The following is a 25,793-nucleotide window of genomic DNA, read 5'->3' as shown; positions in this document are numbered from 1 at the left end:
GACGAAAGATATTATCCTTTTTTTCCGCTGGCTGATAGGAAGGTCCGGGGAGGCCCCCGGATCGGATCAGAGATTTTCCCTGTACTTGGCCAGGGCCATCAGGTTCTCGTTGGGAGTGAGCGGAGGGACCCCGCATTCCGGCGCTATGATGGCGAATCCGGCGTCTGAGCATTTGATGGCGTCCTCGCGGATGATTGCGGGGGTGCCTTGCATCAGGTGGTTAACCGGAGGCACGCCGCCGACTATGCGGACCTTCTTCGCTATCCTTTCTGCGACACCCACTGGATCGTAGTATGTCTCGACGGAGAGTCCCGTCTCACCCATGGAAGCCAGATCCTCGAGGATTTCCGACGTCTCTCCGCAGCTGTGCACGGTGGAATACGATTTTTTGATGCAACCCACGATGTCGGAGGCGCTCCCCTCCACGAAATCGTGGAACATCTCGGCGGGCATAACGTCGGTCGCGGATTCGACGATCAGCTGGACGTCGTCGGAAACTTCGGAAAGGGCCGCCGCGTAAGCTTTGAGGCAAGGCTTGACGGCTTCCACCCAGGATCTGCAAAGATCCGGGTCCATCATCGCGCCCATCAGGAACGTCTCCAACCCAGTCATCTGGTACGCGGTCGAGAATGCGTCTTCCATCCCGCATATCAGGAAGAGGTCTTCTCTGCGCGACCTCACTTTTTCGGCCGCCTCCAAAATCATCGGGCATCTCCCGGAAGACAGGAACTCATCGGGAGACATCACATCCGGAGGTTCGACAAGCATCATGTCGTCGTTCCTCCAAGGGGATGCGGTCACAGCGGGTTGGGCCCCTTTGTTCCCTTTGCTGATATCGCATCCCAATATCTCGGGGATTATGGTCACGCAGAACGGCACTTTTGCCATGGCGAATCCGAACATCTCCGCCGGTTGGACGGCCAGCTGAGCCATTTTCTCAGCGTCGAAATTCGCTTCCGGCCAGCAGGCCCCGCATCTGTCCATCTGCCCGACCGTCCCAGTCTGGGTGAATATCGCGGGGGGAGCTTGGTCGCCTCTATTTCCGTCCAATGCGTCGCATATTTCGTCTTTAGTGTTCATAAAAATGGATGCCAATCGTCTATATATAAATGAAATCCCAGCCATCCCATCATAATTATACCTTATGGAGACGATTATGTATCCCATGGCATTGGCTAAGCATGAAACAGCGACCGAAATCTGTGACGTTTCCGGGTGCAATAACCCGGCGGAGAGGTCTTTCAACATCAAACAGGTGTCCAAATCCTCTCTTGATCTCAAAGACCCCAGCGCGAGGCAGATACACCTTTGCAAAGAGCACTATAAAGAATTCAAGAAAGAGACCAAGACCGACAGATCGTTGGATCAGGTCTATTGATTCCCTTTTTGGCGGTGCTAGGATGGAGATACTGTTCCTTGGCACGGGAGCCAGTCTCCCCTCCAGAAATAGGTCCACATCCTGCATCGCCCTCCGCAGCGGATCTGACATCATCCTCATGGATTGCGGGGAAGGTTCCCAGCGCCAGCTGATGATTTCGCCGTTCTCGTTCATGAAGATACGCGCGGTTCTGATAACCCACGTCCACGGCGACCACATCCTCGGCCTTCCCGGGCTCCTCCAGACCATGGGGCTTCTTGGAAGGAAGGACCCTCTGATGATATGCGGCCCGAAAGGGTTCGCAGCGCCTCTGAAAGCCATCATGGATGCCACCGAAGGCGAGACCGAGTATCCTGTGGAGGTCGTCGAGGCCGACCATGGAAACGAGTTTTCCGTATGCAAGATGAAGGTATCTGTTTTCGGGACGGACCATGGATTGCCATCTGTCGGATTCATCGTGTCCGAGCCTGATTCTCCCGGTAAACTCGACAGAGGGAAGGCCCTTTCGTTGGGCATCAAAGACGGACCGGACATGGCCCGCCTGAAGAGGGGCGAAACCGTCAAAGGGATTCTTCCGGAGCAGGTGGTCGGTCCCATCAGAAGAGGGATCCGCGTCGCGTACACTGGAGACACCAGATCAACTTCGGCGATAGCGGATGCCATAGGTGACGTCGACGCCCTGATCCACGAATCTACGTATATGTCGTCCGAAACGTCTTTGGCTGACAGCCATTTCCATTCCACCGCGCTGCAGGCGGCGGCCACCGCCAAGGAAGCTGGCGTGCGCTATCTTTTCCTTACCCACATAAGCAATCGCTATGACGACTGCAGGGATTCTCTCTTGGAGGAAGCCAAGGCGGTCTTCTCCGAAACGATTCTGGCCGACGATTTCGATCGCTACGAGATAACCAATCGTGCGGCCAGGAAAATGGATTGACCGAGTCAGATCAGCTTCAGCATGTCGGCGTTGGTTATGATGCCTACGATCTTCCCTTTTTTGGCGACGAGAACAGCGTTGCTGTCGGTCATGAGCATGGTAACCGACGACATGGGAGCGTTATCAGAAACTATGGGGTAGGATTCCTTCATGATCTTGGAGATGCTAGTGGTCTTCATCTGATCCGCGGAATGGCTCTGCCTCATGGCATCGAATATGTCCCTTTCGGATATGCTACCGACTGGGATCTCCCCCTCCATCACAGGGAGCTGGGAATACCCGGTCATTTTGAGCATCTCCGACACGTTAAGGATGCTCTCGGTGCTTTGGACGCTCATAACGCCTTTGGAAGCCACCTCGATCGCGGTAGGATCCTTCCTCCCGGACTCCCTGATCTCATCCAAAGTCTCGAACAGCTTCACCACGGTGGCATAGCTGGCGGAGATTTTTCCTTGCTCTATTTTGGCGATCGTGCTTTGGCTGACGCCCGACAGCTCCGAAAGGCGCATCTGGGTGACATCCAAATTCTTCCTTATCCTGCGGATGTCCGTAGACGGCGGGAATTTCATGCATATGTAATTATTATATTCTTATTTGAATATTGTCTTCCGTATTGTTTATCTATGACGACTATTTTCTATTCTTAAACTAAAGAGGGAATGTTTCCAATGACTTCGAAGAATATCCACGCGGAAGGGCTTAACGAGATTCCCACGCCGATGAAAAAGATTGAGATTGTCGAAAGAAAAGGGATCGGACATCCGGACAGCGTTTCCGACGCTTTGGCAGAAGAGGTCAGCAAAGCCCTCTGCAGGATGTACAGAAAGGAATTCGGGCACGTATTGCATCATAATACCGACGAGACCCAGATCGCCGCCGGGGAAGCCGCGCCCAAGTTCGGCGGCGGATACATCATCGACCCGGTCTACATCCTTCTCGTAGGGCGCGCGACTACTTACGCCGGAGAAGGCGAGAACCGCAAGGATCTCCCATGCAAACCCACGGCGCTCAAGGCAGCCCACGACTATCTTCAGAAGACATTCCCCAACCTCGATGTGGATTCCCAGGTGATCCTCGACGCCAAACTCGGAATGGGTTCCGACGATCTGACCGGCATCTACAGCGCAGGGAAGACTCTTGCCAACGACACCTCTTTCGGAGTCGGCTATGCGCCCTATTCGATCACCGACAAGCTCACCCTTCTCACCGAGGAATTCATCAACGGCAAGATGAAGAAGAAGCTCCCTGAGACCGGACAGGATGTCAAGGTAATGTGCTCCAGGGTCGACAACGAGGTCACCATGACTATCGCCTGCGCGATGGTCGACAAATACATCCCCGACGCCGGCCACTACAAATCCGCCATAGAGCAGATGTATGACTGCGTAACCGACAACGCTCTCAAGATCATCGGCAGCGAAGACATAACTTACAAGCTTGAGATCAACACCGGAGACGATTACGAGCGCGGAAACTACTACCTGACCTGCACAGGTCTTTCCCAGGAGATGGGAGACGACGGATCCGTCGGAAGGGGTAACAGATGCAACGGGCTCATCACTCCTTACAGGCCCATGTCTATGGAAGCCACGTCCGGAAAGAACCCGATCACCCACATCGGAAAGATCTACAACGTCATGTCCAAGCTCATCGCGGACGAGATCGCAGAGAAGGTTACCAATGAGGCTGAGATCAGGGTCAGGCTCCTCTCCCAGATCGGTAAGCCTGTGTCCGAGCCTCTCAACGCCTCCGTCCAGATCGTTCTGCCCAACGCGGAGAAGGATCCCCACCTGGCCGCATGGAAGTCCGAGGCCGAGTCCGTCGCCGAGTACTGGCTAGACAACGTGGACAAAGTGTCCGATATGATCATCGATGGGAAGGTCAGGACTTTCTGATCCCCTTCCCATCCAAACCTTTTCCATCCATCTGTTTTGGATTTATTTACGCCATTACAAGAAATGTGACTAACCGTTGCATGATGGTTTTCAATCCCATCCAACATTATTAAAAACCAGAATGCCCATGACATCTCTACTCAGGTGGTATGGTTGAAGATAATCGACGAACCTCAATTCGGCCCGATGTTCAGATTCAACGATGCGAACGTTTACTGGTCTCTTCACGTACTCTCCGGCGGCAAAAGCATGGGGCGGAAGAGGCTGGCTCAAGAGGTCGGCATCGGAGAAGGCAGCATGCGCAGGATCATCGATACGCTGAAAGAGTGGGATTTCATCTTCATCAAGCAGACCGGGATCACTATCACCTCCGCAGGGCTCGAATTCCTCAGGCAGATTCCGATAAGGCCGGTCGACATAAAGGTCCCCGAAAGCGTCATGGGGGACTTCCAGCAGGCCGTAATCGTCCTCGGGGCGGCCGACAAAGTCAAGAACGGAATGGAGCAGAGGGATGTCGGCGTCAAGATGGGCGCTCAGGGATGCACAACCATTCTCATCCGCGACGGCAAGCTGATGGTCCCACCGGATTGGAATCTGGATGAGAAGTCGCCCGCCATCGCCAAGACCATCCGTGACACCGGTCTGACTCCGAATGACGCTCTGATCATCGGAGGCGCGGACAACATCTGCAGCGCCGTGGAAGCCGCAGTATCCGCCGCTTTGGAGTTATTCTGAGGCTATGAGGCATTACCTCAGCTATTCGGTATACCAAGAGATGGGATTCTTCGGGAGGAACCCTCCCGCCCTCTTGGATGCCATAGGTTGCGACGGCCTGGAGATGCTCACTTCTTATGAGCCCATCCCAGATTCCCACAAGCAATTGTCTTCAGCGGTCCATCTCCCTTATGCCACCGATTGGCTGGCCGCCTGGGAGGGAAGGCCCTATGAAATGGACGAGATGTCGTCCATGTATTACATGTATGGCCGCTCTCCCGAGCAAGTGGTGTCCAACATAACATTGGCCATAGACCGTGCGAAAACTGTCAGACCACCGTACGGTGTCCTCCATCTGGGCAACGCGCACATCCCCAGCATCCGCACCCATCATTTCCCTCACACGGACGATTTCGTGATCTCCAAGTTCGCGGAGGTCATGAACCGCGTCGTTGCCGATATGGAGGGAGGCGAGCCCCCGTTCCAGATTCTTTTCGAGAATCTCTGGTGGCCCGGCCTCAGGATGGTTGACAGCTCCGGTTTCAGGATTCTGGACAGGAAACTGGAATTCTCGAATTGGGGCCTCTGCATAGACACCGGCCATCTGATGAGCTGCCTTCCGGGGATACGCACGGAGAAGGATGGCATAGACGCTCTCGCAGACATATTCTCTGGATACAGCAATGACGTCGTAGATAAGGTGAGGACGGTCCATTTCCATTACAGCGCATCCGCGGATTATCGCGAGAGTTTTGAGGACGTAGTTCCGGGCGAGGAGCCGCTGATGGATTTCATACGCGGGGTATACCATCACGTGAAGATGATCGACAGGCACATGCCCTTCTCAGATCCTTCATGCAAAGAGCTGCTGGACATTCTCAAACCGGAATATGTCACCCACGAGATGCCCGGATCGGAATCAGGCCCGATCGAGGACTTCATCAAGCAGAGATCTCTGTTTCCGTAATCAGAAATCCGATTCTGGGAAGGAAAATGCGGCAGTGTGTGTTGTTTTTGCTGTCTGCCTAGGTCGGAAACAGTTTCGTGATTTTGCCATGGCATATACGCGCGATTACTGAGGGGCGCTTTCGCTCATAAAACCTTTTTATATGACCTGCATAATGCGAATGTCCAGAGGAATTAAGATGGCACGCTTCAAAGAAGCTGAGAAAAGGCTCCTTGAGAAGTCTGTCTGCATGAACTGCTATGCCACCAACGCCCCCAAGGCTACAAAGTGCAGGAAATGCGGCTACAGCAACCTCAGGCCCAAAGCAAAGGAAAGCAGGAAGCAGTGAGGAATTCTCCTCTTCCACATCTATTTACGGCCATTCCGGCCGGTCACCAGAAAGAACCGTTGGGACCGGGATCCCAGCGCTTCTTTTCATCACTTCTTCTATGTATCATACCGGAACGTGTCTTCCGCTCCAATTCAATCGGTGTTTTCGCTCTTTTTCCCGGTTTCCTTTGGCCTTGCAGAATCGCAGTCAAGGGTACCATCCCCATCAAACTGCCTTAGGTATTCAGGCTTCTTTCTTGGATGCCATGAAAATTGCCTAATCTAGACATTTTTTATTCGTTTTAGTTAAATATAAATATCGTCATTCAGGACTGGGTTTTCGTATGAGGGCTTTGGTCATAGATGACGAAGGCGGGATAAGAAGGGCCGTCGAGAATATCCTCAGGGAGCAGGGATGCGAGATCCGCATCAGCGGCACCATGCAGGAAGCCGTATCCAACGCGGTCGATTTCCGTCCCGACATCGTTTTCCTGGATACCGTCCTCGGAGGGGAAAGCAGCCTCGGTTTCATAGAGGAGGTCAGGAAGTCTCATCCCGACGTCAAGCTCAAGGTCGTTCTGCTGGCATCCATAGCGGAGGAGATTCCCACCGACATTCCCGAGGTGAAGGGATGCGTCCGCAAGCCTTTCGATACGGAGCATCTTCTGGACGCCCTCTACAGCGTATCATCCAGCTCTCCCGTCGTCGCCGATATGGCCGGCGGCAAGAATGGCGCGCATGCGAAGCCGAAAAGCCGTCCAGGCTTATTTTCAATGTTCAGGAAGAAGAAAACCCAGCCGGAGCCGGAAAGGGAGAATCCTTCCGAGCACGGGGTCAGGTTCGGTTCCTCGTATGTGGTTTTCGAGGATTACCCGAATAAAATCTATGATTTCGCTAAGATGTTCGATCCGGAAGCTTATTCGGTCATGGTCATAACGTCAGATAAACCTAAGATAGTCAAGGATAAGCTGGGTTATGGCAAGATAGATGTGAGGGCGATGGCGCCCAAAGCCAAAGATGGCGGGTTCAGCAGCCAAGGATATGGCACTCTCGTCAGCGAGCTGAGCGGTTTCATCAAAGATTCACCGAATCCGGTGGTCGTTTTCGATAATTTCGATGATATGGTCAAAGTGAATGGGATGGGCAAGACGCTTAGGATGTTGGATCTCCTTTTGAAGAGGACCGAGGGCGTCGTGCGTACTTTGGCTGTATCGGTAGACAAGAATTCCATTTCAAAGAATGATTATCGCGTATTGATGCGCGGTATGAACGATTATAAAGATTGATTGGGGATGTATGATGAAAATAGAGAAGGTGTGGGCAAGGGAAGTTCTCGATTCCAGGGGGAATCCTACAGTCGAGGCAGAGATCACGGTTGCAGGCCATAAAATATCTGCGATCGCGCCGTCGGGCGCATCAACAGGTTCCTGGGAGGCGCTGGAATTGCGCGACGGAGGATCCAGATATGGCGGCAGAGGCGTTCTGAAAGCCGTGGAGAACGTTCGCAACGAGATTGCCAAGCGCATCACCGGCATGGATCCCACCGATCAAAGGGCAGTAGATCTGGCTATGATCGACCTGGACGGCACGGACAACAAATCCAGGCTGGGAGGCAACGCCACTGTCGCCGTGTCTCTCGCTGTCGCCAAGGCCGGGGCTGCGTGCGAAGGGATCTCCGTGTATGAGCACATAGGGAAGGACCATGTCACTCTTCCCGTGCCTATGCTCAACATCATAAACGGAGGCAAGCACGCGGGCGGCAATCTGAAGATCCAGGAATGCATGATAATCCCCGCAGGGGCGAAATCCTTCTCCGAATGCCTCAGGATGTCTTCGGAGGTCTACATGCGCCTGAAATCCCTTCTCAGCTCCAAGTACGGCTCCGGCTCCATAAACGTCGGCGACGAAGGCGGTTTCGCGCCCCCTGTGAGCACCGTGGACGAAGCGCTCTCCACGATCGTGGATGCGGTCTCGGATGCGGGGTATGTGCCCGGAAAAGAGGTTTTCCTCGCGATTGACGCGGCATCCTCGGAATTCCACAGCAAAGGAGTCTATTCCGTCGATGGCATGGAACTGTCTTCGGGAGAGCTTCTGGACCATTATGAGTCATTGATCAAGAGCCATCCCCTGGTCAGCATCGAGGATCCTTTCCAAGAGGATGATTTCGAGACTACCGCGGAGTTCACGAAGAGGGTCGGGAAGCATGTGCAGATAGTCGGCGACGATCTCTTCGTAACCAACAGCAAGCGTCTCGCCCGCGGAATCGATATGGGCGCCGCCAATGCGCTTCTTTTGAAGGTCAACCAGATAGGGACCGTCACCGAATCCCAGGATGCGGCGGAGCTCAGCTACAAGAACGGCTATAACGTCGTAGTCTCCCACAGATCTGGGGAATCCGAGGACACAACCATCGCAGATCTTTCCGTCGGATGGGGTTCGGGAGAGATTAAGACCGGTGCGCCGGCCCGCGGAGAGAGGACGGCCAAATACAACCGCCTTCTCAGGATAGAAGAGGAATTGGGCTCTAAGGCCGTGTTCCCGGGCATCTCCAAATTCCGTCTCTGATCCGATCAGGGCAACGAAAATTCTTCCCGCCGCAATGGCGGTTTTCTTCCTTTTTTATAGCGCATGCCGATTCCTTTCATCTGCTCAACGGCCGAGATATAAAATGTCATCATCAGTCGGAAACAGTTTTCAGACATCGATTTTGACGATCAGGGACACGAATAGGGACAGCTGCCCTGATTTAGACAAGGCTTATATCGGGCCTAGGCATAAGGTAATTCTGCGCGATATCCTGCTGTTCAAGGGGAAAAACGGGAGGATATAGGGTTCAGAATGGATGGGGAAAACCGTTCGGGATCCAAGGGCTAGGGGATAGGATGAGCTACTGGGAAGGCCAACCAAATGAATGCATTCAGGTGCTGGAATCCATCGTAAGCGGCAAAAGCATCTATTGCAACTGCGGTCGCATCACCGTTCTGGACAGGGACGAGATGGAGTTCAAATTGAGTCTGGGAAAAGAACTGGAATGCAGCTCCTGCCGCAACCAACGCATCGGTCGCGAGATAGACGAGCTGGATTCCATTTTCTCAGGGCAGCAAGAGGAAGGCCCAAGTTTATTCTGATTGGCCTTAGGGCCTTATTTTTGGCGAGATCAATCTGCTTCCGCCGGTTTCTTCTTTTTCGCGGCCGGCTTTTTTGCGGGGGCTTTCTTAGGTTTCTCCGCTCCTTCCGCCGTCTTTTTCGCGCGGGCGCTTTTCTTCCTGCCGGGGCAATCGGTATTGATGCATTCTTCCATGCTGCCGAAGATTATCATGGGGGCGCCGCAGAGCTCGCAGACTTTCTTCGCGGACTGGACGCTTCCCCTCGGTCTGAGAGGGTATGTCTGGGAGCAGGCGGGCCATTCGGAGCATCCGGCGAATCTTTTGCCCTGTTTGGAGAACATGACTCTTATGCGGCCTTTCCCGCACGTCGGGCAGGGGCCGAGATCGTTTTTCTCCACGTTGCTCTTGCATTTCGGGTCTATGCATTGGACAGAAGGCGGATTGCCTTTCCTGATGACTTTGAGCTGCGGCAGCCCGCATACGGGGCACACAGTCTCGGTCATCTGATTCAGCGCACCTTTCGGGATGGGATATGCGCGGGTGCATTCGGGATATCCGTTGCATCCGATGAAATTCCCGTTTTTGGATCTTTTTATTACCATGTCATTGCCGCAGTCGGGGCATACGCCCACATGCTGCTGGCTGTGGAGCGCGACCTTGATCTCTTCGCCAATGGCCTCGGATTCCTCGGAGATCTTTACAGCGACGCTGTGGAGCATGTCCTGGGATTCCTTCACCACTTCGTCCATCGTGCGCTTGCCCTCGGTGATGCTGGCCATGTCAGCTTCCAGTTTCGCGGTCATGTCCGGCTCGGTTATCCCGCCGCCGTGCTTCTCCAGCGATTTGGTGAGGGCTATGCCGCTGTAGGTGGGAATCATATAGTTTCCTTGGACGTAATTCCTCGAGAACAGTTTGCTGATGATGTCGTGCCTGGTGCTCTTGGTTCCGAGCTGAAGCCTGTCCATCTCTTGGATGAGGGTACCTTGATTGTATCTGTAAGGCGGCTGGGTCTCGGATTCGGCGGCGGACATGGATCTGATCTCCACTCTGTCCCCGACCTCCATCTCGGGCAGCTTCGCGGGGGGCGCTTTCAGATATTTCTTATAATACTTTTTCCACCCCTGCTTTTTCAGGGCATACCCTTCGGCTAGGAATCTCTCCCCGGCGACATCTATGGCGCAGGTCGTCACCTCCGCTTCGGCGTTGGGCGCGACGGTGGCGAGGAACCTTCTCACGATGAGCTCATACAGCTTCCATTTGTCGCCCTTCATCTTGTCGGATGATGCACCAGCGGTAGGGTAAATCGGCGGATGGTCGGTGGTTCTTCTCTTCCCTTTGGACGGGATTATCTTCTCTTGGGAGAGGATTTCCTCGGCTTCGGTTCCGAATTCTGATTCCTTCAGCTTCTCGAGGACCGACCTCAGGTTGAGCGTGCGGGGATATTCCGTGTTTTCCGTACGCGGATAGGAGATGTATCCCCCGGTGTAAAGGTCCTCGGCGAGCTTCATGGCGGTCGTCGGAGGGATGCCGATTTTGTTGGCTTCCACCTGCATCTGGGTGGTGTCGAACGGGGCGGGCTTGTATTCCTCTTTCTTGGTGACGACGTATTCCACGACCGTCCCTTCTTTTTCGCCTTCGACTTTCGCCAGCACGGCATCTGCTTTTTCCTTCTCCCAGAAATGGTTGCCCTCATGGCCGCCTTTGAAAGCCAGCATCCCGAATTTTCCGATGACATCCCAGAACGGCACCGGGACGAATCCCTCTATCTCTTCGTGCCTGTCGACCAGAAGCTTGAGGGTAGGGCTTTGGACCCTTCCGACCGACATGAAATTCTTTCCTATCTGGCCGGACGACAGCGATATGAGCCTGGTAAGGACGGCTCCCCACGACAGATCGACGATCTGCCTCGTTTCCGCGGCGTCGGCAAGCTTTCTGTCAGGTCTGGCGAGATCCGCGAAAGCCGCTTCCACTTCTCCTTTAGTTAGAGCGCTGAATTTGGCTCTCTTGACGGCGATCCTGCCGTTCAGGGAGCATTCCCCTCCAGCATCGGAATAAACGCCGATGGCTCTGACGGTCTCCATGCCGATGAGTTCTCCTTCCCTGTCGTAGTCGGTCGCGATGATTATCTCGTCGGATTCTTCGGCGATAGCTTTGATTGCGTTGAGGATGGATTTCACGCGGACGGTTTTGACCTGCTCCGCATAAACGAGGTCTTCGGGCTTCACGCTGCTCCAGTCGTTGTACTCTTTGGAATAATCCAATTCTATGATGTGCCCTCTCAGGCTCACCACTTTGTACTCGTCGCCGTCGGCCTCGAAAGATATCACCGTCACTCCTCCGTTGGAGGTGGAGTGTGACTGTCCGTCAGACAGGATCGTGGAGATCCTCCTCGCGGCATTCGCTTTTTCGGTGATTATTAGTTTCCTCATCGCCGCCTGAAATTTGTGAAGGTTATTTAAGAGTTGGCGGTGCGTCGCTTTTGCGGCCGCAACATACGGTCAGAATTCATTGACGTCTCATTAAATTCAAAGAATGGTTTTATATTGTACTTGGATGATAGTTCCATATGCGCTCCGATGAGTTCATTTCCAAAGTTCTGGAGAAACCCGGCGTTGTTCGCGCGGAGATTCTCAACGCCGACCTCATATCGAGGATAGTCGACGAAGAGGATTCCATATCGGTTTTCTCTGGTTCTATGGAACTTCAGAGCATCGGACTCGGCAAATGCGTGACCAAAGATCTCGTCGCCGCGGTTTTTTGCGATTCGAACTTCCCTCGCCCCGATCGGGTGACCATCGAGATCGTAGACGAATACGGGACGCTGCTTGGGCACGATGTCCCGCAAAGCATGGCGGAAGAGATACGCGGGATGGACAACATACTCTGGCTTTCAGAGAATTTTGTAATGTACCCCTAGACTGTATCTTCATCCAAGCCTCATATGATCATGAGGGCCAGCCCGTTCCCCGGATCGTATGATTTCGGTCAGGCCGACCCTTGGATATTCTATCCTTCTGTCACTACGGCAGATATCATAAACCGTTATTTTGGGATGGGCGATGCCGAGGGGTTATCGACCATAATCCTCGGCACCGATGGGGTGGAGATGTCAGTGCCTGTGCCCGACATGGTGGAGATTCCCTGTGGAAGGGGCGGCCATAGTGAGTCTGCCTCTCAGGACACCTTTTATTGAAGTGATTTCGTTGGCGAAATTCTTCAGGTTGCCGAGCTCCCCCTCGCAGATGAGTATTTCCATGCATTTGCTGTCGTCGAGGTGGACGTGAATCGACGTGTTGACCATTCCCAAATGGGCGTGCTGGATGTCCGTCAGCTTCTCTCCGACGGTATTGTTGGTGTGATCGTAGACTATGACCACGGTTCCGACCATCCATTCGTCGTTGTTCTTCCACTCATTCTCAGCCAAGGAATCGCGTATGAGGTCGCGGACCGCTTCGGATCTGCTGACGTAACCTTTGTCGCTTATCGACTTGTCGAATTTTTCCAGGAGATCGGGCTCCAGAGATACGCCTATGCGTGTTACGCCTTCCATAACCGTCGCATCATTTTGCGATTAAATAACACTTTTCTTTCCAAAAAGGGGCATCAAGTAACACACCATATGCCATTCGCGCTCTTGCATATTGTATTTATCCGTGCTTAGCGATGCGTAGCGCATGACGGTCAATTCCGAGAATTTGGAGAACGCAATCGTTTCCGCCGTGAGGACTGGCGTCGAGGACCGCGACATAGCGGTGGCCTTCTCAGGCGGCCTCGACTCAGGCTTGGTGGCGGCCATCGCCAAGGATTATGCCAGGTCGGTGACCCTCTACACGTCGGGGAAGGACGAATCCTACGACGTGGTGATGGCGCGCGAGATGTCCGAGAAGCTCGGTCTCCCATGGCTCCACATTCCGATAACGAAGGACAACATTGAGTCCAGGCTCCGCGAGATGATCTCCATAACCGGGACTTCCAGCCCCCTCACCTTGTCATTCGAGCTCCCGCTTTTCTTCGTCTGCAGGACTGTCCATGAGAAGTACATTATCGGAGGGCAGGGTTCCGACGAGCTTTTCGCCGGATACACCAAGTACGTCGGCATGCCGGATGACGAGCTGGTCAGGACGATGAAATCCGATATGGGAAAGCTTATCACCTCTACGATACCCCATGAGACCAAGGTGGCCAACCACTTCGGGAAGACGATCCTTTATCCGTATATCGATCCGATCGTCACCATGCAGGTCGGCGCCATGGATGTGGCGGATCTGAAGCCCAAGGACGCCGATTCCAGGAAGGTCCTGTTGAAGCAGGTCGCAAGGAACCTCGGGTTCCCGTTCATCGCGGAGAAGAGGAAGAAGGCCGCGCAGTACGGTTCCGGAACCATGGATCTGGTCCGCGAGGTCGCCTCATCCAAGGGCATGACCTATCACGAGCTGGTCGAATCCATCTACAAGGAGATTTTCGACTGAACTTTATCGAGGGGTTTCCCCCTCCCTTTTCCTCTTATGAAAGGACTGATTCTGATCAACGCGTATTCCAGGATGCGCGCGTTCGATGTCCAGGCGTCGAGGCTCGCGGAGGAGTTCGCCGAGTTGGGCATCGAGACCGACATCCTCAGGAACGACGGTTTCATCGCCCGCATAGAGGGCCGCGGCATCGTCGCAGATTGCGACGGATACGCTTTCTGCGTCTATCTGGACAAGGACAAATACGTTCTTGAGGCTCTGGAGAGGTCCGGAGTCCCAGTTTTCAACCGCTATTCTGCAATAGAGGCATGCGACGACAAGATGGTCACGTACATCAGGCTGGCCGGCCATAACGTCAGGATGCCGAAGACCCTTCCCGGGCTCCTTTGCTACGATCCCGGGGAGCCGGTGAGGCCGGAAGCCGCCGGGAAGGTTGCCGATGCGCTGGGATTCCCTGTGGTCGTCAAGGAATGCTACGGCTCGATGGGCAAAGGGGTGCACATAGCCCGCGACGCGGATCAGCTGTCAGGGCTGATGGAGAAGGTAAAAACGGTTCCTCATGTCTTCCAGGAATTCGTCGGGAGCAGTTCAGGCAGGGATCTTAGGGTCATAGTCATCGGAGGGAAGGCCATAGGCGGCATGCTGAGGCATTCCGACGCGGATTTCAGATCCAATATCGGGTGCGGGGGCGTCGGCGAACCATACGATCTGACGCCCGAGGTCGCGGCGTACGCGGAAAGGATAGCGGACGCATTGGATCTGGATTACTGCGGCATCGATCTGCTTTTCCCTGGGGACGGAGGGGATATGATATTGTGCGAGGTGAATTCCAACGCCTTTTTCGAGGCTTTCGAATCCTGCACCGGCATCAATGTCGCCCGCATCTATGCTAAGCACGTCCTCGATGAGGTGATCCAGCTCAATTTCGACGCCCGCCGGCGAAACTTTGTGACATATTTTTAAGCACGCTCATGTATTCCGCCGTCGGAGATCATATTGGACCCAGATGGGATAATGGCCTGGTTTGACGGCCTATCCGACCAAGGCATAAAGCCTGGTTTGGAGAGGATAGATACGCTTTTGGAACGCCTTGGCAACCCGCAGGAAGGGCTCAGGGCCGTGCATGTGGCGGGCAGCGACGGGAAAGGTTCGGTCTGCGCCATGATCGAATCCATACTGAACGCTTCCGGGTTCTGCGTCGGGGCCTTCACTTCGCCCCAGATCCTTGAGATCAACGAATGCATCCGCATCGGCGGGGAATGCATATCCGACAGGGACCTAACGTTCATACTCTCGAAGATCAGGCCCATAGAGGAGCGCATGGAATCCGAGGGGATGGGATGCACCCAGTTCGAGGTTCTCACCGCCGTGGCGTTCGAGTTCTTTTCCATGGTCGAGGCCGATATAATCGTCGTGGAGGTCGGCATGGGCGGCAGATACGACTGCACCAATGTTATCATCCCCGAAGTTTCGGTCATCACGAACGTGAGCATGGAGCACACCGCCGCCCTTGGAAACACGATCGAAGAGATCGCTTGGAACAAGGCGGGGATAATGAAACCCGGCGTGCCGTGCGTAACGCTAAACGGCGACGAAGTCTGCTCCTGTTTGGAATCGTGCTCCGAAGAGGTCGGTTGTCCTCTGAAGAGGGTAGACGAATCCGATATAGAGGTGCTCGCCAGTTTTTCAGACAGCTTGGAGATGTCCTACAAGGGCGAGGTCTTCACGGTCTCCGTCCCGGGAAGGATGCAGGCCCGCAACGCCGCTTTGGCCATAGAGGCTGTTTCCTGCCTCTCGGATTTCAAATATCTGATAGCGTCTAATCTGGACGCCGGGCTCCGCAGGGTGAATTGGGAGTTCAGGATGCAGAAGCTCGTCGGCGAACCCATAATAATCGATGTCACGCACACTGTCGCCGGCGCAAAGTGCCTTTACGAAGATATAGTGGAGATCTACGGCAAAGTGGTCCTTGTCTTCGGGATGCTTTCCGACAAGAACATCAGAGAGGTCTCCAACATCCTTTCCGGGCTTGCGACCAAGGTGTTCGTCGCCCCGCCCAACTCCCCGAGGGCCGCGTCTCCCGATGTCCTTTACGATGCCATGCGCCGCGTGCACGGCAACGTCACCCTTTGCGGCACCGTAGGAGAAGCTTTGGATGCCGCTTTGGAAGCAAGAGGGGAGGAGAATATTCTGGTGACCGGATCGTTCCGCACCGCGGAGGATGCATTGAGATGGATTCAGAGCGGATATGCGAAATCCTGAAGATCCTTTCCGAGGTCTACGTCGGGGGCGTGTTCCCCGGCCGCAACTCGGCTGGAGAGGATCCGGAGTGGCCTAAAGATCCGTTCCATGTTCTGATCTCGACGATCCTGTCCCAAAGGACGAAGGACGAGAACACCCGGAAGGCTTCGGACAATCTTTTCGGCAGGTTCCCGACCATTGAAGCCCTCGCGGAAGCAGATCCGGGGGAGGTCGCCGAGCTGATACGTCCCGCAGGATTCCCGAAGCAGAAATCCGAAGCCATTGTCAGATGCTGCAAGGAAATCTTGGAAAGATATGGCGGAAAAGTCCCGGAGGACACGGAGGAGCTGTGCTCCCTTCCGATGGTCGGCCGCAAGACCGCCGCCTGCGTCAGATCCTACGCCATGGGCATTCCGTCCGTATGCGTGGACACCCATGTGCACAGGATATCCAATCTCATGGGCCTTGTGTCTACTTCCAACCCGGAGGAGACCGAGTTCGCGCTGATGGAGCTCACTCCTATGGACCGCTGGTCCGACATAAACAGATACCTGGTCCGCCACGGCCAGGAGATATGCATCCCCAACCGCCCCAGATGCTCGGAATGCCCTGTGAGGGACCTTTGCGACCGCGGTTCTGGGAGCCGCCCCTCGAATCTTTCTTAATAGGGAACAACCCATTAGGGGAAACGATGCATGAAGTTTCGGTGGTCTCCAGCCTTGTGAACGCTGTGATCGATGAGCTTGCGAAGTACAAAGTCACCAAGGTCCACAGCGTCACGGCGGTGATCGGCGACCTGACCAATCTCGGCGAGGAGCAGATGCTTTTCGCGTACGAGATAGTCACCCGCGGCACGGTTTTGGAAGGCTCCGAATTCATCGTTGAGCATGAGCCGATAGAGGTCTTGTGCGCTTCGTGCGGTTATTCCGGGCCGGTCAAAATATTGGCGGATCCCGATTTCGCTTCGCATTCCATCCCGGTTCTTTCTTGCCCGGATTGCGGAGGGGCGATCAAAGTGGTGAAGGGACAATCCTGCGCCATAAAATGCATGGATATAGAGGAGGAGGAATGATGTTCAAATACAGGGACGAAGCGACCGCGAAGAAGATCCTCGCTGGGATCAAGGATATGGGGGTCCACGCCAAATTCATGCACATATGCGGGACCCATCAGGATACCATAGTGCGTTTCGGCTTGGAGGAGATGCTCAGGGACGCCGGCATAGAGATCGCTCAGGGACCAGGCTGCCCCGTATGCGTCACCACCAGCAGAGAGATCGCCGATGCCATCACTCTCGCCCGCAACGGCGTAACCGTGACCGCTTTCGGGGACATGATGAGGGTCCCTACCACCATCGGCTCTCTGTTCGACGCCAAAGCCGACGGGGCCGACGTGAGGATCGTCTACTCTATCGATGACGCGGTGAATATGGCCAGGGAGCAGGAGAAGCCGCTGACATTTGTGGGCGTCGGATTCGAGACTACCGCGCCTTCGACCTGCGTCCCGCTGAACTCCGGCGATTGCCCCGACAATTTCACGGTCTACAGCTGCCACAGGATCTGCCCCCCGGTTTTGAAGGCTCTTCTTTCGCTGGGAGAATCCACGATAGACGGGTTCATCGAACCCGGGCATGTGGCAGTGATCACCGGAGAGGAGATGTTCCGCCCGGTATCCGAGGTCTACGGGCTGCCCCAGGTCATTGCCGGGTTCGAGCCTCTGGACATACTGATGTCATGCTACATGCTTTGCAAGCAGATCCGCGACGGCCGCGCCGAAGTCGAGAACGAGTATACCAGACTGGTGAGGCCGGAAGGAAACCCCAGAGCATTGAAGCTCATGGACGAGACCTTCACCCCGGTAGACCGCCATTGGAGGGGATTCCCGATGATACCCAAGAGCGCTCTCGCTCTCAAGCCCAAGTTCGCGGACCATGACGCCACCAAGGTCCATGAGGACATCCTTTCCAAGACCCCCGAAGTCAAAGAGGAAGCCAACGGCTGCAGATGCGGGGACGTGCTAAGAGGTCTGATCAAATCCGAGCAGTGCCCGATGTTCGGGAAGGTCTGCAAGCCATCCAATCCGATGGGGCCGTGCATGGTTTCCATGGAAGGCAATTGCAGCATATCATACAGGCTAGGTTCCAAGAGGTTTTGACATGGCATTGCTAACAGAGACGAAGGTGTCCGTCCGCATACTCATCGTGACGAACGATTCGACCGTATTCAGAAGCAAGGGTGTGGACAGCGCTTTCAACATGTTCGGAGGCCGCGCTACCGAAGTGAAGAATCTGGTCGCGCGTCTGGACCAGGCATCGGACGAGAAAGGCGAGAAGCTCTGCGACGTCTCATACGGCGTCATAACCACGAGATATGGGTTCGTCCCAGGCAACTACGTCATAGACAGCTATCCCCGCGTGATGGCCAACAGAGAGGAATACGAATTCGTGGACAGCGCCAAGCATTTCGTGGATCAGGTGTCCTATCTTTGCCGTCCGTTCGATAAGGTGATCTTCTGCATCCCCAAGGATATGTTCGCGATGTTCCTGGAAGCCGATCAGATCGAGGATGGGAAGCTCATAGCGATCACTTCTCCAGACTTCAAGGAGGAATGCGAGAAGCGCGGATGGACCTTCCTCGAGCGCAGCGGCACCCGCGTCGGCTCAGACAATGCCGATGAGGTGGAGAGGCTTATCAGGGAGCTCTGCGCCAAGAAATCCTGATTGAATCTGCTTTCAGAGCATGCTTTTTTCCAGGCTGAGAAGCTTTCTTTTGATAGCTTCTCCGCCTGAATAATTCCCTATCCCGCCCGAAGACGGCACCACCCTGTGGCAGGGTATTATTATCGGCAGAGGGTTCGCGGCGCAGGCCAATCCGACTTGGCGGTATGCGGCCGGGTTGCCTACGGCTTCGGCGATGTCTTTGTAGGTGCGGGTCTCGCCGTACGGTATCTTCTCCAGCGCTTCCAGGATGGATCTCCGGAATCCTGTGACCCCATAGTCCAAAGGCAGATTGAATTCGCGCCTTCTGCCGCTCAGGTATTCGTCCAGCTGCCCGAAGGCTTCTGAGATGACTTCGGATTCTTTTGCATCCATGCTGGGAAGATTGGCGTTGGGGAGATACACTCCCGTCAGGTTGCCGTCCCCGTCCTCGCTGATGCTCACCGTTCCGATCAGCGTCATTTTAGAGAAGATGCATCCGTAATCCATATGCCAGCATGATTATGTTGCGCGCGTATATTTGTTCCGTTTGCCGTTATGGGTTCTAAGGTGCCGAACGGCCGAAGCCGAACGCTGGCGGAAGCGTCCCTATGACGGTATCAATTCCATTTTTCTCGGATTCCCGGCGTCTGTACAATGCGATCCATATAAGCCAAAGTATTACGGCGGTCAGGGTTACTGTTTAATATTCCGTAATCAGTGGGCAAGCCATGGCCGATAAGAGTGTCTTCCGCAGCAAGGATCCAGTAACTATGGATGTCTGGGGCGTATGCGCCAGCAGGGATATTTTCGGTTTCCATCGCGATTTCCACGAGGATGCCGCCCGTTTCATCCTTGGGAAGAACTTCATGGCTTGCTCGTTCATGTCCCAATTCAGCGGCCGCAACGGCCCGGAGCTGACTTCCGATGATCTGGATCTCTTGAAGACGGAGTTCCGGACCATGACCGCAGGGGTAGCTATCAGATCCGCTCTGGCCGATTACAACAAAACCATTCCTGACCAGCTCAGAGAATCGGGCTCCGAATGGCTGATAATCGACGGCCGGACAGATTCCTACGGGCTGACGGAGATAGAATACGAGGACGGTACCTGCGATTACATCTCATCCAAAGCCTCTTTCAGATACGGCATCGACGAGATCCTCATCGAGAAAGGGTTCCCCCATAAGATGCGCGAAATCAAGCCGGAGGAAATCGGGGAGAGATACTCGCGGATGATGGACAGTCTGGTGGCATTCGTGAAGGAGCGCTACGGGGACAAGGTCATACTCAACTGCTCTTTCGAATCCGATATGTTCATCGACCGCGAGGGATGCCTCAAAGATTTCAGCCAGGCGGCGTCGGCGGAGAGGAACGCTTTCATCGCCAGGTTCAACAGGGATTTTTACAGGGCCACAGGCTGCTATTGCATCAAGACTCCTCTGTTCCAGATGGCTGACGCCTACCACAAATGGGGGCTTTATCCGGTTCATTATCTGGAGGAGCATTACCGCTACATGGAAAAGTGCTTGGATGCCATAGTTTCCGGCGAGGATGTAAACCGCCGCCTGGACGATCTGTACATGGAGTACAGCGCGCTGTTCGCATCTATAAGGTCGGGCGAAGTCCTGAGCGTGAAGAATTCCATGGAGCGCTATTCGGCCATGATGTCGGAGGGCCGGAAGGAGGAAGGGCTGGAACTCCTGCGGAGCATGGTGGACCAGGGAATTCCCCAGGCCATGGTGGAGATGGGGAAGCTTCACGCGGACGGCACCCTCGGAGAGAAGGATATGGCCGTGGCCGAAGGATGGATGAGGAAAGCCATCGATGAGGGCTACTCCCCCGCGCTTTACGATATTTTCGACCTTATCTGGGATTACGGGAGCCCCGATGAGTACGGCAGGATGGTAGAAATGATCCAAGAGCCTCTGAAGGATGGCAACAGGATCGCCATGCTGCGCATGGGAAGGGCATACAGATACGGGAAGGGAGTCCCCAAGGATACGGACAAGGCCGCGGAGCTGTTCGCGGAGGCCGCCAGGGACAAGAGGACTCCGGAGATTAGGGAGGAGTATTTCGATTTCCTTTACAGCACGGGAGACCGCAGGTTCCACAGGGCGATGGCCGATTCCGTCCGCGTATTGGCCATCAAAGGAGCGCCAGGGTGCCAGGCACGCTACGGGCTCTGCTAGATCAAAGGGATAGGCATCGCAGATCCAGAGGCAGGCTTGGATTGCCTGGAGTCGGCGCTTTCGGCGGGGTCAAGGGATGCCGCCTGCTATCTGTATGAGCTGTATCCGAAAGGCGGCCGCCCCAATCTGATGGCCAAGGCTATGGAATCACTGAGGGAAGGGGCGGAGGATGGCGATACGTTATGCATGCGCTACATGGCTGATGCCCTCAGCAAAGGGAATTATCTCGCCAAAGATCTGGATTCTGCGGAAGCTATGGCCAGAAAGGCTTTGGAATCCGGGGACGGCGAGGCTTACGGCCTGCTGATGTTTCTTCTCTGGAAGAAGGGCACTGACGAGTCGTGCGGCGAAGTCGTGCGGATATCCGAGATGGAAGCGTCGGAGGGGAACCCTCTCGCTTATTATTGGCTAGGGAGGGCGCTTTACAACGGCAAAGGCACCGAAAAGGACCACAATCGGGCCGAAATATATCTGAGAAAGGCGCTGAAAGCCAAGGTCAGAGGCTCCAGGCTGCTTCTGGTAAAGCTTCTTTGGGCCAGAGGAACCCAGGAATCCTGCGCCGAGATGTGCCGTCTGGCGCAGCCTCTGGTGGATATCGGGGATCCGGCCGCAATGGGATACCTCGGAAGGGCGTATCTTTACGGGAAAGGGACGGAAAAAGACCTCTCCAAGGCCTGCGAACTGCTGGAGACAGCGGCGAAGAGCGACAAAGCTTGGGAAAGGGAGCTTCGGATCGCTATGAAAGGGCTTAAAGGGTAAGGCTTCAGAATCTGCCGGCGGACTGTTGGAGTTTCATCGGCGTGGCAGATTTCGCAATCAGTCGGATGTATTCGACTGTTTTCGAAGATGGATGAATGCTTGATGCTCGGGCATTCGGATCGCAAAGAGCCATTGCAACGCACCGTTTTAGAAACTTGTACAGATGTCAAATGTGAACTTTTGATCTGACTGCTGACGCAGAGATAATGGCAGATTGCCATCAATGGTCAGCAGCGGCAGAGCTCCCCCCCTATATCGATGTCGAAGACTATGGGACGACTGTATCCGAGGCCGATGTCATCCATGTCTATCTGCTACGAGGGAGAACGGCGTGATCAGGGTCGTGGCCTAGACTTGTGGTGACCGGAATTTCCTACTGCAGCATCGAATGCCATCAGCAAGGCGCTGAGAACTGGGCCGATGCCAAGACGGAGAATGGCATGATGGAGATTGCCATCGAGGGCGTCGGAGATGGGATGTATGAAGTGTGCGCGCAATCCTCGACGTAACCGACGCGATGGATAGGAACCCTCAGATGCTAACTGAATACTTTGGCCAGTTCAGCGAGGTAAAAACCGTATGAGCATCTGCAAGGGGTCACTCATCCCTCCTTTCAACGGCTTTCCATCAGTTTTGCGGGATGGTAGTAAAGGATAAGGCCAGATGCCCCTCGGACCAAAGATGTGCTGGACACTTTCCTATTCAGGGGCCGAAGAGTTGGCTATTGGACGGTACATTCCTGTGACGCAGCCTATGCAATCCGCATATTTGGCTGCATCCCATCGTGCGGCAGAGATTTTGGATGTTTGTCATATATTCAATTGAAATACAGTTTTGATTGTCATCCAGCCCCATTTTATTTTTTTGATTGGACATGTTTTTATTTGATGAAACGTATAGGTCGATTTGGATTCGTATGCATGCAAATACAATCTACAACGAAAAAAAGGCGATCGTAGCCTTCGCTGCGGCTTTCCTAATGATTGTCGCGGCCGCGGCTGTCATGTCGTCATCGAGTTCCGATGTTGACGCGGCCAATTCTTACACGGTCACGGTCCTCTCAAATTCGAGTCCATCGTATTGTGATGTGCCCGAGAACGCACTCGTCATAGAAGAAAACGGTAAGCTTAAGGTTGGTGGCTTCAAGATAAGCAACCCTCAGCATGATCCAGACCCTGCTGGCCAATACCAATACGAGTTCTCCGGATGGTTCTACATGGATGCCGGAGGAGAATATGTCAAATTGCCTGAAGAGGGAATCTTTGTCACAGAAGACCTCACCATCAAGGGTGACGTCATTCAGACAACCATGAAGTACACTGTTTCAGTAGCACCTAACGACGCTGGATACGGAACTGTCATATGGTATGAGTCCGACAACGACGTTCCTATTGAAGATTCCGCAATCGAAGTCAGCTGGGGGAGCTCAATCTACACCGATAAGAATGACCTTTGCGTGGACGACTATGAGTCGGGGGAATCCTACCGCGCTGTCACCACTCCAGCAGAGATGACCGATGACTTCTTCTTCTTGTTCGATAACTGGAACCTTGGAGAAGAGACTCAGGTCCTCACGAATATGGACCTCACAGCCACGTTCACGCAGAACAGCAGAACCATAGAATACAATGGAGTTGTATATAAGATCCAGGACCTGAGCGGAATTGTGACTGCAATTGGATACAACCCCGCGGTCGAATCTATAGTCATCCCTGACACCTTCTATTATGATGATTATGACATGACCTGCACGCCTACCGCCGTCGATGCTGAAGCTTTCCTTGGTTGCACGATCGTCGATTTTGTCGAAATCGGAGCTAATGTGGCCGTAATAGGTCCTCGCGCGTTCGCGGCTGACTCTTTTAAGAGTATTTCCGTTGCCGATAAAAATGAGGTTTTCGCTTCTGATGACGGGGTCCTTTACAACAAGGATTTCACAACCTTGATACAGTTCCCCTGCTCCAAGAGGATGCTTTATATACCCGACACCGTGACTACGATTGCCGAAGGAGCGTTCCAGAACGCTGGTGCCTCGCTCAAAGAGCAGTATCAAGAACCCGCAGAAAAAACCTACTTCCGCTACGTGAAGTTCCCCGCTTCTGTCACCACAATTGGAGCCGACGCTTTCAGCGGAAGCACGCTCGAATGCCTCAAGTTCTCGGGATCTGAGAATGTTAGTATTGGACAATACGCCTTCGCATGCGACAGCCTCAATTACATCGTGTTCAACGCCCAATTCGTGGAAGTCGCATCGAACGCCTTCTACGGATGCGTTTTCTATGATGAGACCGGTCAGAGTATGCCAGTTGAAGCCGCAATTAACGGTTACAAGTTCACATCCGAAGCTGGCAGCGCTGAACTCAATATTTACGTCCCGCCACTCAAGGGAACCTTTGCCAACAGCGGCGTGAAGTACAGGATAACCTCGAATGATGTGGAATCCAAGACTGTGGCCGCTGCCTGCTTTGCCAAGGATGAGGTGGCCGATCTGGTCATCCCCGAATCCATCACCTATCTCGGATTCGAGTGGGCCGTTACCTCCATAGCCTCCCAGGCCTTCGCCGGTACCGGCATCACATCCGTGACCACATCTGCCAACATCGGCAGCAATGCCTTCAAGGGATGCAAGAGCCTTACGACCGTCACTCTCAACGGGGGAACGACTATCGGATCGTACGCCTTCTTCGGCTGCAAGGCCCTCGAGACCGTAGATCTCGGAGATGTCACCTCCATAGGCACCAGCGCGTTCAGCGGATGCAGTTCCCTGTCTACAATCGACCTGAGCGGCGTCGTCTCTATCGGCAAGCACGCATTCTACTGCTGCAGTGAGCTCACCTCCGCCGATCTGAGCAGCGCCGAGACCATAGGATACGGAGCATTCTCCGGAACGAACCTGGCTCAGGTCACTTTCGGATTGAACCTTTCGGACGTCGACTCCAAGGCGTTCTTCGGTTACACCTTCAAGGACGAGAACGGTAAGGTTGCGGTCAACGCTGACAACCTCAAGGGACGTATCTTCGCCGGTGAGGACAAGAAACTGATAGAGCAATGAACCTAAACGGCCGGGAAACCCCCGGTCAAAACCCTTTTTATCAACAAAAAACGTCATCTTTGACTTTTGCGCCATCATTTCGAATCGCATGCGATTTATCGGATGCCGTATATTCCTCGCTATGATCATCTGTGCCAGCCGCCGCACGGACATCCCTGCGTTCCATTCGGAGTGGATTATGAACCGCCTGCGCGCCGGCAGTGTTCTCGTTCGCAATCCTGTGTCGAGGAATGTCGTGTACCGCATCGGACTCACCAAGGATGATGTCGATTGCATAGTGTTCATGACCAAGAATCCCGCCCCCATGATACCATATATGAAGGAGATTGGCTCCCTGGGGCTCACATCCCTGTTTCAGGTGACTCTGACACCTTACGGCAAGGATTTGGAGCCCGGTGTCCCGTTCAAAGCCGATATCAACGACGCCTGTGTCAGCTTGTCGGAACGCTTAGGGAGGGACAGGATGGCATGGAGGTACGACCCTGTGATTTTCGGCCCCGGGAAGGACATCGCATATCACAGGAGAAAATTCGGGATGCTCTGCAGGGAAGCGTCCCAATGGACCGACCGCTGCATCTTCAGTTTCGTGGATATCTACGGGAAGCTTCTGTCTCTGACCGAGTCCGGCGTTCTGCGCTCGGTCTCGAGACAAGAAGAGGATGCGTTCATAAGGATGGCCGTCCGCACCGCCGAGGAATACGGCATATCTCTGACGTCGTGCTGTTTGCGCAGGGACCTTTCGGAATACGGCATATATCCCCGCGGATGTCTTGACAGGGAGACGTTAGTCTCTTTGGGGATACCGTACGATACCGCCCAATCCACTGTCAGGGAGCGGTGCAGATGCGTAAAAAGCATCGACATCGGGGAATACGGGACCTGCGCCCACGGCTGCGTCTATTGTTATGCGGGAAGGTCTGGCCGGGATCCCGGAGGCACAAGGCTGTGCTGCTCCGATACCGAGATGCTTTGGGGCGCCCTCACGCCCAGGGATACGGTCATAGAGCTGAAGGGGCGTAAATCCTATCGTCTTGAGGATTACGTCCGCCACAGTTAATTACCATCGTATCATGGTGGCGAT

Annotated in this window: 27 protein-coding genes; 22 read left to right on the top strand and 5 right to left on the bottom strand. The window is 54.3% G+C overall.

What is annotated here, in order from left to right:
- Positions 1-66: 66 nt before the first annotated feature.
- A complete protein-coding gene (locus tag IKP20_07090; GenBank protein MBR4504716.1) occupies positions 67-1,080 on the bottom strand; it encodes a hypothetical protein in 1,014 nt (337 codons plus the stop codon).
- A gap of 85 nt (positions 1,081-1,165) precedes the next feature.
- Between IKP20_07090 and IKP20_07085 the strand changes: the two genes are divergently transcribed.
- Positions 1,166-1,378 (top strand): hypothetical protein, encoded by a 213-nt coding sequence (locus IKP20_07085; protein ID MBR4504715.1) that lies wholly within the window; start codon positions 1,166-1,168, stop codon positions 1,376-1,378.
- 22 nt (positions 1,379-1,400) lie between these two features.
- Positions 1,401-2,315: a ribonuclease Z gene (rnz, locus tag IKP20_07080; protein MBR4504714.1), complete on the top strand. Its 915-nt coding sequence runs from the start codon at positions 1,401-1,403 to the stop codon at positions 2,313-2,315.
- A 5-nt stretch (positions 2,316-2,320) separates the two neighbouring features.
- On the opposite strand, the gene IKP20_07075 is transcribed toward rnz, so the two are convergent.
- Complete coding sequence (locus tag IKP20_07075; protein MBR4504713.1) at positions 2,321-2,851, bottom strand: CBS domain-containing protein; 531 nt, start codon at positions 2,849-2,851, stop codon at positions 2,321-2,323.
- A gap of 132 nt (positions 2,852-2,983) precedes the next feature.
- Here IKP20_07075 and IKP20_07070 point away from each other — a divergent pair, with 132 nt between their 5' ends.
- The 7 genes from IKP20_07070 (at position 2,984) to IKP20_07040 (ending at position 9,328) form a co-directional block, all read left to right on the top strand.
- Positions 2,984-4,210 (top strand): methionine adenosyltransferase, encoded by a 1,227-nt coding sequence (locus tag IKP20_07070; protein MBR4504712.1) that lies wholly within the window; start codon positions 2,984-2,986, stop codon positions 4,208-4,210.
- 186 nt (positions 4,211-4,396) lie between these two features.
- On the top strand, positions 4,397-4,945 hold the full coding sequence (locus tag IKP20_07065) for a hypothetical protein (protein MBR4504711.1): 549 nt from the start codon (positions 4,397-4,399) through the stop codon (positions 4,943-4,945).
- Between the two features lie 4 nt (positions 4,946-4,949).
- Positions 4,950-5,891: a TIM barrel protein gene (locus tag IKP20_07060; protein MBR4504710.1), complete on the top strand. Its 942-nt coding sequence runs from the start codon at positions 4,950-4,952 to the stop codon at positions 5,889-5,891.
- 178 nt (positions 5,892-6,069) lie between these two features.
- Entirely contained in the window at positions 6,070-6,219 is a 150-nt protein-coding gene (locus IKP20_07055) for a 50S ribosomal protein L40e (GenBank protein ID MBR4504709.1), read from the top strand.
- A gap of 325 nt (positions 6,220-6,544) precedes the next feature.
- Positions 6,545-7,486, top strand: a complete 942-nt coding sequence (locus IKP20_07050; GenBank protein ID MBR4504708.1) for a response regulator — start codon at positions 6,545-6,547, stop codon at positions 7,484-7,486.
- 10 nt (positions 7,487-7,496) lie between these two features.
- Positions 7,497-8,765, top strand: a complete 1,269-nt coding sequence (gene eno / locus IKP20_07045) for a phosphopyruvate hydratase (protein MBR4504707.1) — start codon at positions 7,497-7,499, stop codon at positions 8,763-8,765.
- 317 nt (positions 8,766-9,082) lie between these two features.
- Positions 9,083-9,328: a hypothetical protein gene (locus IKP20_07040; protein ID MBR4504706.1), complete on the top strand. Its 246-nt coding sequence runs from the start codon at positions 9,083-9,085 to the stop codon at positions 9,326-9,328.
- 29 nt (positions 9,329-9,357) lie between these two features.
- Here IKP20_07040 and IKP20_07035 read toward each other — a convergent pair whose 3' ends face one another.
- Complete coding sequence (locus IKP20_07035; GenBank protein MBR4504705.1) at positions 9,358-11,736, bottom strand: DNA topoisomerase I; 2,379 nt, start codon at positions 11,734-11,736, stop codon at positions 9,358-9,360.
- 137 nt (positions 11,737-11,873) lie between these two features.
- On the opposite strand from IKP20_07035, the gene IKP20_07030 reads away from it, so the two are divergent.
- The gene (locus tag IKP20_07030; GenBank protein ID MBR4504704.1) at positions 11,874-12,224 is read left to right on the top strand and encodes a hypothetical protein; all 351 of its coding nucleotides are present in this window, start codon (positions 11,874-11,876) and stop codon (positions 12,222-12,224) included.
- A 192-nt stretch (positions 12,225-12,416) separates the two neighbouring features.
- Here IKP20_07030 and nikR read toward each other — a convergent pair whose 3' ends face one another.
- Entirely contained in the window at positions 12,417-12,857 is a 441-nt protein-coding gene (gene nikR, locus IKP20_07025; GenBank protein MBR4504703.1) for a nickel-responsive transcriptional regulator NikR, read from the bottom strand.
- Between the two features lie 124 nt (positions 12,858-12,981).
- On the opposite strand from nikR, the gene IKP20_07020 reads away from it, so the two are divergent.
- Genes IKP20_07020 through IKP20_06990 form a run of 7 tightly spaced genes read left to right on the top strand, consistent with a single transcriptional unit; the run spans position 12,982 to position 18,733 of the window.
- A complete protein-coding gene (locus IKP20_07020; protein MBR4504702.1) occupies positions 12,982-13,776 on the top strand; it encodes an asparagine synthase in 795 nt (264 codons plus the stop codon).
- Positions 13,777-13,812: 36 nt separating this feature from the next.
- Entirely contained in the window at positions 13,813-14,736 is a 924-nt protein-coding gene (locus IKP20_07015; GenBank protein MBR4504701.1) for a RimK family alpha-L-glutamate ligase, read from the top strand.
- A gap of 51 nt (positions 14,737-14,787) precedes the next feature.
- A complete protein-coding gene (locus tag IKP20_07010) occupies positions 14,788-16,035 on the top strand; it encodes a bifunctional folylpolyglutamate synthase/dihydrofolate synthase (GenBank protein MBR4504700.1) in 1,248 nt (415 codons plus the stop codon).
- On the top strand, positions 16,005-16,679 hold the full coding sequence (locus IKP20_07005; protein MBR4504699.1) for an endonuclease III: 675 nt from the start codon (positions 16,005-16,007) through the stop codon (positions 16,677-16,679). The genes IKP20_07010 and IKP20_07005 overlap by 31 nt, the downstream gene beginning before the upstream one ends.
- Before the next feature lie 26 nt (positions 16,680-16,705).
- Positions 16,706-17,086, top strand: a complete 381-nt coding sequence (locus IKP20_07000) for a hydrogenase maturation nickel metallochaperone HypA (protein MBR4504698.1) — start codon at positions 16,706-16,708, stop codon at positions 17,084-17,086.
- Positions 17,086-18,168 (top strand): hydrogenase formation protein HypD, encoded by a 1,083-nt coding sequence (hypD, locus tag IKP20_06995; protein ID MBR4504697.1) that lies wholly within the window; start codon positions 17,086-17,088, stop codon positions 18,166-18,168. The genes IKP20_07000 and hypD overlap by 1 nt, the downstream gene beginning before the upstream one ends.
- 1 nt (position 18,169) lies before the next feature.
- The gene (locus tag IKP20_06990) at positions 18,170-18,733 is read left to right on the top strand and encodes a hypothetical protein (GenBank protein ID MBR4504696.1); all 564 of its coding nucleotides are present in this window, start codon (positions 18,170-18,172) and stop codon (positions 18,731-18,733) included.
- Between the two features lie 12 nt (positions 18,734-18,745).
- Here the strand turns inward: IKP20_06990 and IKP20_06985 are convergent, their stop codons facing one another.
- Positions 18,746-19,219 carry a methylated-DNA--[protein]-cysteine S-methyltransferase gene (locus tag IKP20_06985; protein ID MBR4504695.1) on the bottom strand — a complete coding sequence of 158 codons (474 nt, stop codon included), beginning with the start codon at positions 19,217-19,219 and terminating at the stop codon, positions 18,746-18,748.
- Between the two features lie 221 nt (positions 19,220-19,440).
- Between IKP20_06985 and IKP20_06980 the strand changes: the two genes are divergently transcribed.
- The 5 genes from IKP20_06980 (at position 19,441) to IKP20_06960 (ending at position 25,769) form a co-directional block, all read left to right on the top strand.
- Positions 19,441-20,901 carry a sel1 repeat family protein gene (locus IKP20_06980; GenBank protein ID MBR4504694.1) on the top strand — a complete coding sequence of 487 codons (1,461 nt, stop codon included), beginning with the start codon at positions 19,441-19,443 and terminating at the stop codon, positions 20,899-20,901.
- 36 nt (positions 20,902-20,937) lie between these two features.
- Complete coding sequence (locus IKP20_06975) at positions 20,938-21,660, top strand: sel1 repeat family protein (protein ID MBR4504693.1); 723 nt, start codon at positions 20,938-20,940, stop codon at positions 21,658-21,660.
- Positions 21,661-22,019: 359 nt separating this feature from the next.
- On the top strand, positions 22,020-22,169 hold the full coding sequence (locus IKP20_06970) for a hypothetical protein (protein ID MBR4504692.1): 150 nt from the start codon (positions 22,020-22,022) through the stop codon (positions 22,167-22,169).
- 407 nt (positions 22,170-22,576) lie between these two features.
- Positions 22,577-24,712 carry a leucine-rich repeat protein gene (locus IKP20_06965; protein ID MBR4504691.1) on the top strand — a complete coding sequence of 712 codons (2,136 nt, stop codon included), beginning with the start codon at positions 22,577-22,579 and terminating at the stop codon, positions 24,710-24,712.
- 121 nt (positions 24,713-24,833) lie between these two features.
- Entirely contained in the window at positions 24,834-25,769 is a 936-nt protein-coding gene (locus IKP20_06960) for a DUF1848 domain-containing protein (GenBank protein MBR4504690.1), read from the top strand.
- Positions 25,770-25,793 lie beyond the last annotated feature (24 nt).

It is taken from the genome of Candidatus Methanomethylophilaceae archaeon (genome assembly GCA_017524805.1).
Taxonomy (GTDB): Archaea; Thermoplasmatota; Thermoplasmata; order Methanomassiliicoccales; family Methanomethylophilaceae; genus Methanoprimaticola.
Note: the sequence above shows the minus strand (reverse complement) of the source record. Positions and strands in the feature narration are given on the sequence as shown.